Annotated in this window: 9 protein-coding genes; all 9 read right to left on the bottom strand. The window is 46.8% G+C overall.

Annotated features, from left to right (window positions below):
* Positions 1 to 6: 6 nt before the first annotated feature.
* The 9 genes from ACRD7P_RS06275 to ACRD7P_RS06315 all read right to left on the bottom strand — a co-directional run bounded on the left by ACRD7P_RS06275 (position 7) and on the right by ACRD7P_RS06315 (position 15,291).
* Positions 7 to 588 carry a cytochrome c oxidase subunit 3 gene (locus tag ACRD7P_RS06275; protein WP_430906674.1) on the bottom strand — a complete coding sequence of 194 codons (582 nt, stop codon included), beginning with the start codon at positions 586 to 588 and terminating at the stop codon, positions 7 to 9.
* Positions 579 to 1,490, bottom strand: a complete 912-nt coding sequence (gene cyoE / locus ACRD7P_RS06280; protein ID WP_430906675.1) for a heme o synthase — start codon at positions 1,488 to 1,490, stop codon at positions 579 to 581. Before cyoE ends, ACRD7P_RS06275 begins: the two co-directional genes overlap by 10 nt.
* 191 nt (positions 1,491 to 1,681) lie before the next feature.
* Positions 1,682 to 2,386 (bottom strand): energy transducer TonB, encoded by a 705-nt coding sequence (locus tag ACRD7P_RS06285; protein WP_430906676.1) that lies wholly within the window; start codon positions 2,384 to 2,386, stop codon positions 1,682 to 1,684.
* Between the two features lie 56 nt (positions 2,387 to 2,442).
* Positions 2,443 to 2,844, bottom strand: coding sequence for a VanZ family protein (locus ACRD7P_RS06290; RefSeq protein ID WP_430906677.1), 402 nt, complete (start codon positions 2,842 to 2,844; stop codon positions 2,443 to 2,445).
* Entirely contained in the window at positions 2,837 to 3,217 is a 381-nt protein-coding gene (gene gcvH, locus ACRD7P_RS06295; RefSeq protein ID WP_430906678.1) for a glycine cleavage system protein GcvH, read from the bottom strand. The genes ACRD7P_RS06290 and gcvH overlap by 8 nt, the downstream gene beginning before the upstream one ends.
* Before the next feature lie 191 nt (positions 3,218 to 3,408).
* A complete protein-coding gene (gene sprA / locus ACRD7P_RS06300; protein WP_430906680.1) occupies positions 3,409 to 10,680 on the bottom strand; it encodes a cell surface protein SprA in 7,272 nt (2,423 codons plus the stop codon).
* A gap of 5 nt (positions 10,681 to 10,685) precedes the next feature.
* Positions 10,686 to 11,267: a Holliday junction branch migration protein RuvA gene (gene ruvA, locus ACRD7P_RS06305; protein WP_430906681.1), complete on the bottom strand. Its 582-nt coding sequence runs from the start codon at positions 11,265 to 11,267 to the stop codon at positions 10,686 to 10,688.
* Between the two features lie 45 nt (positions 11,268 to 11,312).
* Positions 11,313 to 13,607, bottom strand: coding sequence for an NADP-dependent malic enzyme (locus tag ACRD7P_RS06310; protein ID WP_430906682.1), 2,295 nt, complete (start codon positions 13,605 to 13,607; stop codon positions 11,313 to 11,315).
* Positions 13,608 to 13,677: 70 nt separating this feature from the next.
* Positions 13,678 to 15,291 (bottom strand): MFS transporter, encoded by a 1,614-nt coding sequence (locus ACRD7P_RS06315; RefSeq protein WP_430906683.1) that lies wholly within the window; start codon positions 15,289 to 15,291, stop codon positions 13,678 to 13,680.
* Positions 15,292 to 15,460: the final 169 nt, after the last annotated feature.

Here is a 15,460-nt window from a genome sequence, read left to right on the forward strand (position 1 = left end):
TAATTATTATTTTACAAAGCTCATAAAGAGCATTAAATAAATCCACAATACATCCAAAAAATGCCAAAATGTAGCTCCCAAGGATACTCCCAAATACTCTTGGGCACTATACTTCCCCTTTAGTTGGTTGAACAGCACAACGCTTAGGGAGATCAAACCGGCCACTACGTGAACGATATGTACGGCCGCAATCAGAAATACATAGGACATTTTGATACTGCTCGTCGGTCCGGTAAAGTAATACCCATTGGCCAACATTTCTTCAAAACCACGAAATTGTAATACGATGAACACTACACCGAGCAAGAGTGTGGCCCCCAAAAGGTAGGTGCCCAACGATGCCTTGCCGTTTTGGATCGCCTTTTTTGCCAAGATATAAGTAAGGCTGCTCAGTACAATGATCGCGGTACTTACAAAAAAAGATTGCGGTAGTTTAAGATCTGACATCCAATCTTCCCGAGAACTACTAACTATGTAAGCACTCGTCCAACCCGCAAACCCCATTAACAAGCTAACGATGCCGAACCATAGCATCATTTTCTTGGCCCTGTCGTTCTTCTCCTTTTGATTTCCTTGTGTCAAATCCATAATCGCACCATTTTATCGGCAACATAAACCAATTGCATTAAGGTAATATAGGCCACACTAGCCAGCATTAATTTCCGGGCCGATACGTTATCTTTTTTCTCGTATAACCGAAAAGCAAAAAACAACATTACCGTTCCCATTAAAAAAACGATTACGGCCGCTACCACCGAAAGTTGCAAGGCTCCGGTAATCCCCCATACGGGAACGATGGAGATAACGATCATCCAAATGGTATACATAATGATCTGTAAGGCCGTAGACCGGTCTTTCTTGCCCGTTGGCAGCATTTTAAAACCACCCTTTTTGTAATCTTCATCGAGCATCCAACCAAGTGCCCAAAAATGTGGGAACTGCCAAAAAAACTGAATCATGAACAATGTGCCCGGCTCGATACCAAAATCGTTGGTAGCGGCTACCCAACCTAACATGAACGGAATAGCTCCGGGAAAGGCCCCGACAAAAACGGCCAGCGGGGTCTTCGTTTTTAAGGGCGTATAAACGCTAGTATATAAAAATATGGATATGGCCCCGAACATAGCGGTTTGGGGGTTCAGGTAGTACAGTGCCACGATTCCCATAATGGTCAACGTAATGGCAATCGCCATTGCTTTTCCAACGGACATCCTTCCTGAAGGAATGGGTCTGTTTTTGGTCCGGTTCATCAAGGCATCCAAATCTTTCTCGATTACCTGATTGTATGCATTGGAGGCCCCCACCATGCAGTATCCCCCGAACGCCAGCAGGGCGATGGAAAGGCCACTGATCTGGTCGGCCCCTAAAAAATAACCGGCAATCGATGAAAAAACCACACTAATGGCCAATCTGGCCTTTGTGATTTCTTTGAAATCGGCAAAACTTAAAGACCAAGTGGTACTTTTTACCATGCCTACCGTGGTTTTCATCTGTAGCGTTTAACGGCTGCAAAGATAGCGCCCAACCGCTATTCCTGCAATTAAATGAAAAGGTTTATCCGTATTATGAAGACCTCGCGTAAAACAGCTCGCAATTGTCGATAGGATACTGGACGGGTACCATTAAAAAACCCTGGACCGTCGGTCCAGGGTTTTTCTATATTTTAAAAGTAATCGGAATACTATTGCAACTTAAAGGTAATCGGGATACTAAAAGGAACCCTTACGGCCCTTCCCCTTTGCTTACCTGGGGTCATTTTAGGAAGCTTTCCGATAATACGTGCCGCTTCTTTCTCCAAGTTTTTGTCCGGTCCTCGCATACGGATATTTCCGATGCTACCGTCTTTTTGGATAACGAACATTACACTGACCCTACCTTGAACACCCATTTCTTGGGCAATTTCAGGATAACGGAAGTTTTTGCTAATGTGTTTCTGCATCATTTTTTGGAAACAGGCCCTTTTGTTTCCTTCGTTTTCGCAGCCCGGAAACACGGGTACATCCTCGATTACGGCAAAGGGAACATCTACATCCTCTTCCATTTCATCGACCTCAACATCGTCGATTTCAACGATTTCTTCTTCCTGACTTGTTTCCGTGGACTCGATTACCGTTTCTTCCACCTCTTCCTCATCTTCTACCACCTCGATAATTTCGGGTGCTGCCGGTGGCGGTGGCGGCGGTGGTGTTTTGATCTGTTCCGTCATGGGTACCTCTTCATCCAACTCGTCATCTACGTTCATGGAAATATCATAGTTGGCATCGTCATCATAGGTCTTCCACTCTAAGGCTACCAATGTGATTCCCATGACCAAAGCCAAACCGATTACGAAATAGAGACTGCTATTTCTTCCTACATCGGCCTTCGGATTTTTTTTAACTTCCATATCCCTTTACTTTTTAGTGTTTGCTAATTTAAATAAATATTCCTAAAAAACGCAATTTAATGTTTCCATTTTAGTCGGCCCGTACGTGAAAAGGACCACCAAACTCCCCATACGCCCAAAACGGCCCCTGTAGTATTGGCAAAAACGTCCCACAAATCGGCGGTTCGTTGCGCGGGCAATACATCTTGTAAAACCTCAATTAATATGCCATAACCAAAAGCTACCAGAAAAATAATGGACAATGCGCTTCTTATTGCCATGTGGCCATTGGTCCGTTCCCGGATAAAAAGACTACCGAAAACCACCATACCGGCATAAAATATGGCATGTGCCAATTTGTCGATATGCGGAATTTCAAAATCGGGAAGTCCATCCTCTGAAAAAGGGCGCAAACTCAAGTAGGAAATCAACGCCATCCAAAGGAAGAACAAAAGGGCAAAAGAAGGTTTTTTAGCCACCGATCAGTTCTTTGTACCCCTCGGCACTCAGCAACTCGTCTACTTCGGAAACCTCGCTCAATTTTATCTTCACCATCCAACCGTCCCCGTAAGGGTCGGCGTTCACTTTTTCGGGTGCATCTTCCAACTGCTCGTTGAATTCAATAATTTCACCGCTCAAGGGAAGAAACAGGTCTGAAACCGTTTTAACGGCTTCTACCGTTCCAAAAACCTCTTCTTTCTCCAACAGTTCATCCAGCGTCTCTACTTCGACATATACAATGTCCCCCAACTCGCCCTGTGCAAAATCGGTGATGCCCACTGTAGCGACATCCCCTTCGATGCGCACCCATTCGTGGTCCTTGGTATATTTTAACTCTGCAGGTATGTTCATTTTATTAAAATTTTATTCGTCGGGCAAATGTAACGGATCGGCCTAAGGAATTCAAAAAAATAATAGCAGTGGGGAAGCGTTTACCTTTCGTTTGTGAATCCGCTGGTTGATAACGGCCATAGCGAAAACTTCATTCGCACTATACCGAACCGCAGAACCGACATTTATATCACTTTAATTTTGAAATGGTATTAGTTCCCAAAGTTATAGCGCAGCGTGAACCCGGTGTTGATAGTAGTTTGTGGAAAAGCCGTAGAGACCGCGAACTGTGAGAACGAATGGTCGTAAAAGAACAATGCGTTCAGGTTCTTACTAAGGGCGTAATCGGCCGTAAATTTGATGGACAGTAAATTTTGTCCCGAGGTAATTTCGTTGTTATCGATATCCAAATTTCGGATAATGGTAATGTTATCGCGGATACTGACATCGGCCTTCAGGTTCAAATCCCCTTTCAAACGGGTTTTCTCGCCACCGATATTGGTAACGAACTTTACATCCTTTATACGATAGCCCAAACCGACGGTATATTCCCTTCCGTTGATCTCGGTCATTAAATTATTGTCCAAACTTAAGGATAGCGCCCTATCGGTACGCACCTCAGCCAGCACGCTTACGGAATTCTGCATTTCAAAATCGAGCCGTACCAACGGGTTAAAGGCATCGGTCAGCACCACATTGTTCAAAATAAGTTCGGGAATAAGGTCTTGGGTCTCGGGATCTATGGCTGTGCCCACATCCTTGAGCAGCTGCTGCCTTTCCAAGTTCGTTTGGAACGAATTGATACTATAGGCCGCACGGTACCCATGCTGAACGGAGAACCGCTTGAATTTTTTCTTGAACCATTTGTTGCGCATCAGACCGGTGTACTTGATGTTCCAATTGGGAATGGGAATGTCCCTAAAAATATCAAGGTTTACCCGGTCTACATTTTGCCCCGTGTATGCGGCAAAGAAGGCCGGTAAAAGCACATCTTGATTGGTTTTACCATATTGTTGCGGAAAACCGTCCTCGTCCAGTTCGGTAACCGCCTGTCCACGGTCGCTTGCCAAACGGTTGGCAATGGTAATCCGGTTCTCCTTAAACTCTTCAAAGGTTGCGGAGTCGAACTCATCGCTTTTTCCAAAGGCCGTACCGATCATCATGGTAGAGATACTAAAGTTACCAAAGGTATTTGGGGTAAGGCTTTCGTACTCCAAAACATTGTCCTCAGAAAGGTTGATCTGATAGTTCTCCTGATTGCTATTGGAAAACTGACGATCGGCCACCAGATCGATGGTGAGGTCTTTTATGGGCTGCGCCGTTGCCGTAATGTTCAGCTGTTTGTTGGTCCGTTGGATGAACTGTTCGTTAAACCCATCAAAACCGGTAAGCCAACCGTTCCTTGCAGCTTCAAAACGAATATCGGACTGACTACCGAAAACAAAACCGACCGATGGTCTTGTTGAACCGATAAAGCCTACGCTTTGGGTGTACCCTGGAAGTACGGTTCCGTTAGTTTCATTGTAGTTAACGTTCAAGCGCTTGACCATGGTAACGATATCGACCGCGGTATTCCATAGCGCTCCCGTTTTTTTAGGAGGCTTTTCATCTCCTTTTATCGGTTTTCCCGATTTGTCCTTACGAATGGCCGCCCGCGCCGCAACCGACTTGCCATCGTTCTTTTTAAGCCCTACCAGATCGTATAGCTTTTGCATGGTCATGGAAGCGGTAAGGTTATGGGTGTTGGAGTTCTGTACGTTATTGATGGAAACGATATTCAATTCGTTCCGCTGGAGTTGTGGGTTCTGTTCTTCGGCAACGGCCAAGTTCAAGGCGTCCCCTCCCCGTTGCCAGTCAAAATTACTGGAATAGGTGTACTGTGCATTGATAAAGTCGAGCGCAGGAATTTTAGCAAATGGCACCTCATAGTTGATCTGCATCTGCTGGGAGTGCCTGTTAGGCTCGCCCAGATCCCAAAAGCCGTCCCAGAGCCCGAGCGCCTTATCGATTTCCGATTCCGGGTTGTTAGGATCTTCAAGATAGTTACGCACAATTCGGTTGTTGGACCCTGTCAAGTTTACCCGTAGCGATTTGGTAAGGCTATAATTGACCGCGTATTGCCAATTGAAAAGGTAATTGCGCTGCTGCAGCTCGGGCAGGGACAAAAAGCCGTCAGGGTCTTCCCCTGCCGGAATTACGTTACGGAACGTTTGCCGGTTGAACTGTCGGTTGAAATCCGAATTTACCGATACGGTGGTCGGCAATAGGTTTAAGTTCAGGTCTTTTAACCATTTCCAATAGCTACCGTTGAACAGCGAATCCTTTTTAGCGAAAGGGGCGATTTCCAAAGGCTTAAAATTGTGGTTGTACACAAACCCTGCCTGAACACTCTGATCGCTCAGGTCCTCTATTTCAAAGTCGCGGTGTTCGGTTTCGTTATAGGAATAGTTAAAGGTAAAGTTCTCGATATCATAAAAATTGGCATCGGCCTCTTCTCCCCTGTTTTTACGTACACCGATCAGGTTAATACTGGTGCGCTTGGTATAATCCTCGGCCCGCTCGCGAATGTTTTCGGCATCTTCCGCGCTCGTTGCGGTATCGATCAGATCGTCCAATTTGAGATCATCGAACTCGGGATCGAATTCCGGGGTGATCAGCTGTTCGGAAATACCATAGTTGAACGGCAATTGTATGCCCCATTTTGGGGGTAGAAGTTGCCCCAGGTTTAAATTGGTGACCACGTCATAGGTAATGGCATCTTCCCGGGCCCTTTCGTTGGGCATTTGGTCTATGCCCCCAAAACCGGAGGTGCTGGTACTGGCAGTGGCCGTTACATTGGCAAAATCGGCAACGTTAGCATCCATGGCCACAATAGAGGCCCATCCGCCTTCATTGTCCAAACCGGCCAAACGGAGTTCATTGAACCACACTTCACCTCCCTGAATCTGGTCGGTATTGTTTTTAACACCCACCATTACGCTCCTGATGTTACCCAAGGATGGATTTCCCTTTATTCCGATACGCAAACGCCCCGGTGTTCTGGGGTCGTTTTCCCCAACGGGAATCACTTCGCCATTATCTATCTCATAGTAACGCAATTCACTCAAGGGTACGTTATCGCTCCTAAGGTTGATACGCAGCGATTTAACTTTTTTCAGATCATCGAGTGCAACATCCAAACGGTTCGCATCCGGCCAAATCTCCGTATCCGTTGTAGCGCCCCAAGGGGTAAATTGCAAGGGCAGTTCAATTTGATAAAAGTTTTCGGAAAAGTCCGTCCCGATCCGTAAAAAACCGGCCAGTGTAGCATCCGAAGGACTGAGTTCGGTACCAATCTCTTCGGCATGGACAAACATCTTCAAATTTTCGTATTGCCGTAAATCGATGTTCAGGTTTTTAAAGACCCCCCTGGAATCGCGGGCACCTAAATTATCGACTACTAGCGATAAGGACTGTTCGTTCTGGGCGATGATGGTGTTATTGTTGTTCAGCTGCTCCCGTACTATACCCGGTGGAAGCACATAGTTAATCGGGTTCCGCTGCTCATTTTCCAAAATGTTCACGGCATTTACATCTAGGCTGCTACCGGTCTCGTCCGCCGGTAGTTCGGCCCCCAAGCTTTCCGCACGTAAGGAACGGGTATAGGTTCGCCAATCGCCACGTACCAGATCCAAGGTGGCAAAACGCAGCACCACGTCATCGGTAAACCCGGTCATGTACATCCGCATGGTACTGATGGATCGAAAATCGCTTACACCGCCTACCCTATCGGTAAAATCGTTCAGAGGAATCTTATATTGGATCCAACGTACGCGAGTGCTACTTCCATCAGGAATCCTATCCCCACTGTATTCTTCTTCCCGGATGTCCGTAATATAACGGTCACCGATCTCTACACCGGGTTCGATGTCGATTTCATAACTGTAGTAACTATCCACCGTGTTCATGGTAAGGTCACGATCGATATCCTCTACATCCGGAAGGGTGGTATTCCCACGATTGTCGTTGGTAACGTCTATAGGGGAGTTGCCATCGGTATTATTGAAGTTCAGGTAACGGTTCAAGATGCTCCCGTCGCGCTGTAAAAAGTACTCATAGTTATCGTTGGCAGGGTCATCGGGGTTGCCGTTTCCGTAAATCGCGGCCTCCTCGGCATCGGTAAGCCCATCGAGACCAACGTCTTGTACGGCCCTACTGGCATCGTCCACATCAAAAGCGTAGACCAGGGCCTGGGTCTGCGGTACTTTACCCCAGTCGGTATCCCTTGCCTGGGTATCTCCCGGGTTGACCGGCAAACCATTTTCATATTGCTTACGACCATCGGGAAGTATATCCTCGGTAATGTTCCCCAGATCGATTACCAGCTTTCCCGGGCTCGACCCAATATTATCTACATAGGGGTCCATTACCCAAAACTGGATGAACTCCACGTTGGCCTGCTCAAAATTGGTACTGCTCAAAGACCGCATGATCCCACCCCAGTTTTCGGAAGGGTCGTTCCCAAAATTATCATCCGCATTGTACGGTCCTTTTTGATTTGGATAGTAGGCCAAATCCAAGGTCGTTTGCTGCCGCGATTGCCCTTGTGCCACTTCCTGCTCTGGAAACACCTCATCGATAAAGATTCTACGGGCCTGGTTTACGGAAATATCGCCATCACTGATTCCTGCGGGACGCTGATTGGTGTAAAAAATTGGATCAATGGTATACCATGCCAAACGGGCCCTTTCAAACCCTTTTTCCAAACCGGTCTCGTTATCGTTTTGGACCGCCAAAGGGGTACTCGCCAATACCCAACCCAAGGAGGAACGGATATCGATCAGCGCCTGCGCTCCTTCAAAATCATCTAAATAAGTAGTAGTTTCCCCTTCAAAATCGGCATTTTTAGGGGAATTGGGCCGCAAGACGGCCACCTCCCCGCGCAGGGAAATATTGGAAGGCACATCGGTATCGATATTCGGTAGTTTATTGACCATTCGCGTCAAAAACGGAACTTCAGTAGAAAAGTTACCGTTCAATCCGAATACGGTATTGTTCACGGGCTCCACCCCAAAATTGGACTTCTGCGTCAAAGGGCGTTCGTTCAGGTTCAACAGCGTACCGCCGAGAACAAAATTTTCATTGAACTGGTGTTCTACATTGATTCCCGTAAAACGCCTGGTCTGCTGTCCGAAAACAGCGTTGTTTTCTACGGATATATTGATGGGGGTATTGGATGCCTCCAAAGTAGGGTCCAAGATCTGGACCGTACCTGCCTGATAATTGACGGTATAATCGATTCCTTCCTGTAACTGTCGCCCACCTGCGGTTACCCTTACCGAACCCCTTGGAACGTTGAACGCCCCTATGGGAATACCATTGGCACCTTCGGATTTGTACTGCCCCTTCATCAAAAATTTATTCTGTTCCGGGTTCTGCAGGGCTGCAGCCTTGGTCAACGCATACATGTCGCGGAACACATACCTGTTCTGGTTTTCATTGTAAGCGGTATCGTCGTCGTAACCGTCCTCATTATTGTTTGCCAGCACATCGAACAAAAACTCCCCAAAAGGCTCTACCTTGGAGAAAATAATGCGCCCGCCACGGGTATCCACCGTTATTCCGGGAACAAAGTCAAAAAAACCGTCCCCGCCGGGTTGGATATCATTGTAAACGTTCAGGCGATCCAAATTGAAAACATCCAACAAAATACGTTCTTGAAGCCCTTCCGGCCATCCCGTACCCGGACCTTCCTCCACAGGGGTAATATAGTTTCGGGGGGTGGGATCGGAAAAGAGAATGTTCATTCTAAAATCTTCCTGGCTCAATTGAAAAGCTCCGGTCGCATAAATGTTCTTCATCATCAGGTCCCAAATCGGATCTTCGATGTTGGTAATATTACTTTTCAGCAATTTTAAGACCAAGGTATTATTGTTGATGATAGGGGTTGCAGGGGTAGCGCCAGGAGTAATACTGGTCGCATCCAGTCCGCCGTTGGCAAATTCCCCTACCTGGTATACATCGCCGTTGAAGGTATATTGAAAAGCTACGCCAAGTACTTCGTCGTTACTCAAACGTTGGTTCAAAGAAATGTATCCCAACTGGGTATTAAAATCATAGTCCCTGCCCTGCTCCAATTTTCGTGCGTTTTCCAAAATGGCATAGTCGGTTCCTTGGCTTACCGAATATCCCGCATTAAAATTCGTCGTATTAAAACCACTATCGACGGTAGCGATATCCCGAATGGCATCGGTGAGCGCACCGCTGGCAGAACCTACAAGCTGGGGGTTAAAGGCATTTGCTTCGTTTCGCGGTAAATTTCCGGTGGTCACATCGGTACTGAAAAAGGTTAAGCCGGCCCCACCCAAACGCCCTATTCGGGTCTGTTCGGAGGATGCTTCCCCCAAATCCTGAATGGCCACTACGTTTCTTACGTTCAAGGTCTGTTGGCTTCGGTTGGTCACCCATACCTCCAATCGCGTGATCTGTATCTGGCTTTTGATGTATGGATAGTTTTCTAATGCCTCATCGTAATTGTCCCTAAAGTATTGGGATAGAAAAAAGTGCTTGTCCTCGTCATAGTCAAGGGCGGAAAGCGAAAAGTCGGTAAGCGTCCCCCCGCCTTGGGCCACCACGGTATTGTTCTGTGAACGTTGTTCGGAGAACACCGCGGTAACGGTAGTTTTCCCGAATTGGAGTTGTGTTTTTACCCCAAAGAGACTCTGGGCACCCTGGATGAGGGAGCTGTTCAATGGCATGTTCACATTACCCACCTCGATTTTTCGAATGATGTCGTCCTCCGTTGGGGTGTAATCCAATTTAACGATGTTCTGAAAGTCGAATGTAGCCTCCGTATCGTAATTGGCCGTCACTTGCAAGCGCTCCCCAATTTTTCCGAGCATGCTCAAACTAATGCGCTGATCGAAATCGAACGATAGGTTGGTACGGTTTCTTGGTGAGAGTGCGGGATTGTCATTTTTCTGCCAAATCACACCGAGGTCCATTGCCACCGAACCTTGCGGAATGACCTCAATGGTATTTCCCCCAAAAACGGACTGGAAAAAATTGTTGTTTACATAAAAGTTGGGCAACAGATTTTTTCGTGCCTCCTCACTACCCTCTTTTTTACCGGAAAAAGCATCCACTTTTTCCTTAAAGTAGTCTTTGATGCCCTCTTCGCGCATCAACTCGAAGTACTGTTCCGGTGTCAACATAACTGGATACCCGATATCGAAATCCCCTACTTTTTCGGAATAGACGTAAGCGTCCAAATTTGGATTATACACGTATTTAGAAACGATGCTCTGGGGGTTGCCCATCACCATTTTACCCAGATCAAAACCAGTTTTGACCGAATCTTGCTGTTGCGCAAGGGAGTCGACCTCCTGTGGGTTCGTTTCCGGATTTTCCTGTGCGTTCGAAATACCCGTGACTATGCTACATAGCACGAATAGAAGAATACCCTTAAATGAAGATTTAAGTATTGTTTTTGCCCCTGTTTTCAATGTATTTACAAATTTTTAAGCGTGCGTTTTATGATGTCTTCCACGCTTAGAGAGGCGTCTTGGGCAAGTACTTTGTCGACAACCTTTTCAGACTGTTTCCGGACAAATCCAAGGACCTCTAAAGCTGATAACGCTTCATCTTTATTTGTATTGTTCGAAGGAAGGGAAACTTCGTCAATATCGTATATTTTTAGAATTTTATCCTTTAGATCCAGGATGACCCTTTGGGCCGTTTTCGCACCGATTCCCTTTACGCCTTGAATGGTTGCCACATCCCCCCCGGCAATGGCATCGCGCACCTGAACAGGGGTCAACGAGGAGAGCATGGTGCGCGCCGTACTGGAACCGATACCCGATACGGACAATAGCAACCGGAATATTTCACGTTCCGACTTTTCGGAAAACCCGAACAGTGTATGGGAGTCTTCCTTTACCTGAAGGTGGGTAAATACCCGAATGGCCTCCTGTTCTTCTATTCTCGAAAAGGTGTGCAACGATATGTTTACAAAATATCCGACTCCCCCACACTCGATAACGAGATAGGTCGGATTTTTTTCCACTAATTTCCCTGATAAATGTTCGATCATTCCCTTGTACTGGTTTTAGTTTGGTTCGGTAGGCCGGGCGGAGCCTTATTTTCCCGTTTTGGCTTTTTTCCTTTTTTCGCGCTCCTGTGCATCGATAACGGCCACCGCCGTCATATTGACCATTTCGTCCACACTTGCCCCAAGTTGTAGAATGTGGACCGATTTTCGTAACCCCACCATTATCGGGCCGATGGAGTCGGATTTATTCAGTTCCTTTAAAAGCTTATAGGTAATGTTCGCCGCTTCCAAATTCGGAAAGATCAACGTATTCACTTTTTTACCCGCCAATTTGGAAAACGGAAACTGGCTTTGGTGCAGCTCTTTGTTCAATGCAAAATCGATCTGGATCTCACCATCGACCACCAAATCGGGGTTACTGTTGTGCAAAATGCGCAACGCCTCCCTAACTTTGGTCGCGTGTGGATGTGTAGACGACCCAAAATTGGCGTAGGACAGCAAGGCCAAAACCGGTTCAAATCCAAAGGTCGATGCTACATTGGCCGTCATTTGCGCGATTTCAGCAATTTCCTCGGCATTGGGGTCGATGTTGATAGAGGTATCGGCAAGGAACAACGGGCCTCTGGAAGTAATCATGATATTGACCGTGGATACTCTACGCACGTTGGACGCTCTTCCGATCACTTCAAAAATCGGTTTTACTACTGTGGGATATGCCCTTGAATAACCGGATATCATGCCATCGGCATCGCCCTCCAAAACCATCATGGCACCAAAATAGTTTCGTTCCCGCATTTTTATTTTTGCGCTAAAAAGCGTGGTGCCGCTTCGGTGCCGCTTTTCCCAGAATTTGGTCGCATAGCGCAATCGGGCCACATCGGCATCATGGCCGTTGGGGTCTACAATGGTCACATCGGCATCGAATTCGAGTTCTTTTTTAAGTTCCTTTATGGTCGCTTTGTTCCCGAGAAGTATGGGTATGGCGATGCCTTCATCATAAGCGATCTGCGCGGCCTTGAGCACATCGATCTGATCAGCTTCCGCAAAAACGATTCTTTTGGCGTTTACCTTTGCCCTATTATGAAGGAGTCGTACTACTTTATTATCGTTCCCCGAACGTTGTAACAGTTCTTCCCGGTAACGGTCCCAGTCTTCGATCGGGGCTTTGGCCACGCCACTTTCCATTGCCGCTTTTGCCACTGCAGGCGGTATTTCGGCAATCAAACGCTGATCAAAGGGTTTTGGAATAATGTAATCGGTGCCAAAGGTCAACCGTGTTTCGCCGTAGGCAATGTTCACCTGTTCCGGCACGGGTTGCCGTGTAAGCTCGGCCAACGCCTTTACGGCAGCCATTTTCATCGCTTCGTTTATGGTAGTGGCCCTAACATCCAAGGCTCCCCTAAAAATAAACGGGAAACCCAATACATTGTTCACTTGGTTCGGATGGTCCGAGCGGCCCGTGGCCATAATGATATCTTTTCTGGTCTGAATCGCCAGATCATACCGTATTTCAGGATCGGGATTGGCCATGGCGAATACAATTGGGTTTTTGGCCATGCTCAATAACATTTCGGACGACACGATATTGGCGATGGAGAGCCCTATAAACACGTCGGCGTCTTGCATGGCCTCGGCAAGGGTATCGATCTTGCGTGCTGTAGCGAACTCCAATTTTGCAGGCGATAGGTTTTGGGCATCTTTCCGAATGACCCCCTTACTGTCCAACATCACAATATTTTCCGACCGCGCTCCAAATGCTTTGTACAATTTGGTACAGGAAACTGCAGCAGCTCCGGCCCCACTGATGACGATCTGTACTTCTTCGATCTTTTTTTCGGCGAGTTCCAGGGCGTTCAGCAGCGCAGCGGCAGAAATTATGGCCGTACCGTGCTGATCATCATGCATTACCGGAATATCGAGCTCCGCTTTTAGGCGACGTTCGATTTCGAAAGCTTCCGGCGCCTTGATATCCTCCAAGTTGATGCCGCCAAAGGTTGGCGCGATCATTTTCACCGTTTCAACAAATTTATCGACATCCTTGGTATCCACTTCGATATCCATACTGTCCAGATCGGCAAAAATCTTAAACAACAGACTTTTTCCCTCCATAACCGGTTTGGAAGCTTCGGGGCCGATATCTCCTAGCCCCAACACGGCAGTACCATTGCTGATCACCGCTACAAGGTTTCCTTTAGCGGTATATTTATAAACATTGTCCTTGTCCTTGCTAATTTCCAAACATGGCTCGGCAACTCCGGGGGAATAGGCCAACGCCAAATCGCGCTGGGTGGCATAGGGTTTTGTCGGTACGATCTTGATTTTTCCCGGTTGGGGTTTCGCGTGGTAGACCAAAGCTTCCCTGCGCTGCTTCCTTTTGCTCATGTAACGTTATTTATCCTAAAACAAATTTAGGGGTATTGTTCCAATAAAAACACCTTCGTTCCAAAAGGTTTTATATGACAATACTATCGTCATCCTTGGGCAGGTTTAAGCGAAAAGCGAGGACACCGGCGATAATAAAGAATACGCCACCAAAGATGATGGCATTGACCGCTTCGTTGTTCAACACATTTTTGATGATTGGCCCAAAACTGACCGTTTGGATCAGCATGGGTATCACGATCATCATATTAACGATACCCATATACACGCCCCGGCGTTCTTCGGGTATTACCCGCGAAACCATGGCATAGGGTATTCCCATCATTGCGGCCCAACCGATCCCGAACAACACCATGGGCAAGAGCAGCAACCATTGATTCGTAATATAGGGCATGCTCAGCATGGCGATTCCCGTTAAAAACAGACAGCCCACATATACCAATTTCGACCCTAGCTTTGCCGCTATCGGGACCAAGGCCAGGGCGACGATCATGGTTACAAAATTATAGGTCCCGTTCATCAGCCCAGTTTGGGCCAATGCCTGTTCGGAAACGGCCTGTATGTTTTGGGCAAAGCCCATATCCTCCGCACTGATCTGTGCCCCATCCTTACAGGCCTTCATTAAGCCTTCAAATTTTTCGGTATCGGAATTACTGATGCCATACAAGCTTTTCCTCAGCATGGGGGTGATAAACTGCCAGTACACAAAAAGGGCATACCATTGAAAAAAGTAGACCGCGGCAAGTTTCCAAAGAAAGCCCGGCATACCACCGATAGCGTCGGCCGCCTCGATAAAGGGACTAAGAACATCCCCCAACCTTTTCAATGTGCTGTTGTTCGGGTTCTTTTTGATCATTCGGTACAACACGAACAACCAGATGAAAGCAATGACCAGCACCACGATTACCCAAAGATTGATATCGGCATATAGTTCCGGAGAGATTTCCGCAATAAGGTAGCCCAATGCCAAGGGTACCGAAAATATGACCAACAACACGCTCACTATTTGAATAAGCGGATTGGGCTTGTCCTTATTGAATTCCTGAATTTCCTTGAACTCTTCCTCCGTAGGTGGTATTTCGGGTGTTTTCCACATGGACCATAATACGGTACCTATGGAGGCAAAAGCTCCTAAAAAGAAGGAATAGTATACCCATTTCGGAATGGAAGAAACCACTTCGACCCCGCTACTGCAGAGTTCGGTCGCTTCAGAGGGAACGCTGAACCAATCTTGAAAAAGAAAAAGGGAGAAGTTGGCGAGGGTTATTCCCGCCCCTACGAACAAACTTTGCATCTGGTATCCAAAGGTCAACTGTTCATCGGGCAGTTTATCCCCTACAAAAGCCCTGTAGGGTTCCATTGCGGTATTGTTCCCAGCATCCAAAATCCACAAAAGCCCTACGGCGAACCATAATTCGGGACTAAAAGGAAAGGCGAACAGACACAAACTGGCCAAAATGGCCCCTATCAAGAAAAAAGGTTTTCTACGACCGCCCCATTTGGGAGACCAGGTTTTGTCGGATATCGCCCCGATTATAGGTTGGATGAGCAGACCGGTTACCGGTCCTGCGAGATTGAGCAATGGCAACTCATCGTGATGGGCCCCTAAAAATGAAAAAATGGGATTGACCGCCGTCTGCTGCAGTCCAAAACTGAATTGAATTCCGAAAAATCCAACGTTCATATTCCATATTTGCCAAAAACTTAACCTCGGTTTTTTTATTTTCATAATCTAAGCGTGTGGTATCGTCGAACAAAAAACTGCCCAACAAGATAGTATTTTTAACGCTCCATTTGCCAAATACCCCTTTAAAAAGAACGCTTTAGGGAACTAAAACGTTTTCGTAACTACC

The sequence above is a fragment of the Maribacter sp. 2-571 genome (assembly GCF_050589625.1).
Classification (GTDB): domain Bacteria; phylum Bacteroidota; class Bacteroidia; order Flavobacteriales; family Flavobacteriaceae; genus Pelagihabitans.

What these genes read in the sequence shown, in the direction of transcription:
- gcvH (WP_430906678.1), bottom strand. Translation starts at nt 3,217, where the DNA reads ATGAACATACCTGCAGAGTTAAAATATACCAAGGACCACGAATGGGTG.
- ACRD7P_RS06315 (WP_430906683.1), bottom strand. Translation starts at nt 15,291, where the DNA reads ATGAACGTTGGATTTTTCGGAATTCAATTCAGTTTTGGACTGCAGCAG.
- ACRD7P_RS06310 (WP_430906682.1), bottom strand. Translation starts at nt 13,607, where the DNA reads ATGAGCAAAAGGAAGCAGCGCAGGGAAGCTTTGGTCTACCACGCGAAA.
- ruvA (WP_430906681.1), bottom strand. Translation starts at nt 11,267, where the DNA reads ATGATCGAACATTTATCAGGGAAATTAGTGGAAAAAAATCCGACCTAT.
- ACRD7P_RS06285 (WP_430906676.1), bottom strand. Translation starts at nt 2,386, where the DNA reads ATGGAAGTTAAAAAAAATCCGAAGGCCGATGTAGGAAGAAATAGCAGT.
- ACRD7P_RS06275 (WP_430906674.1), bottom strand. Translation starts at nt 588, where the DNA reads ATGGATTTGACACAAGGAAATCAAAAGGAGAAGAACGACAGGGCCAAG.
- cyoE (WP_430906675.1), bottom strand. Translation starts at nt 1,490, where the DNA reads ATGAAAACCACGGTAGGCATGGTAAAAAGTACCACTTGGTCTTTAAGT.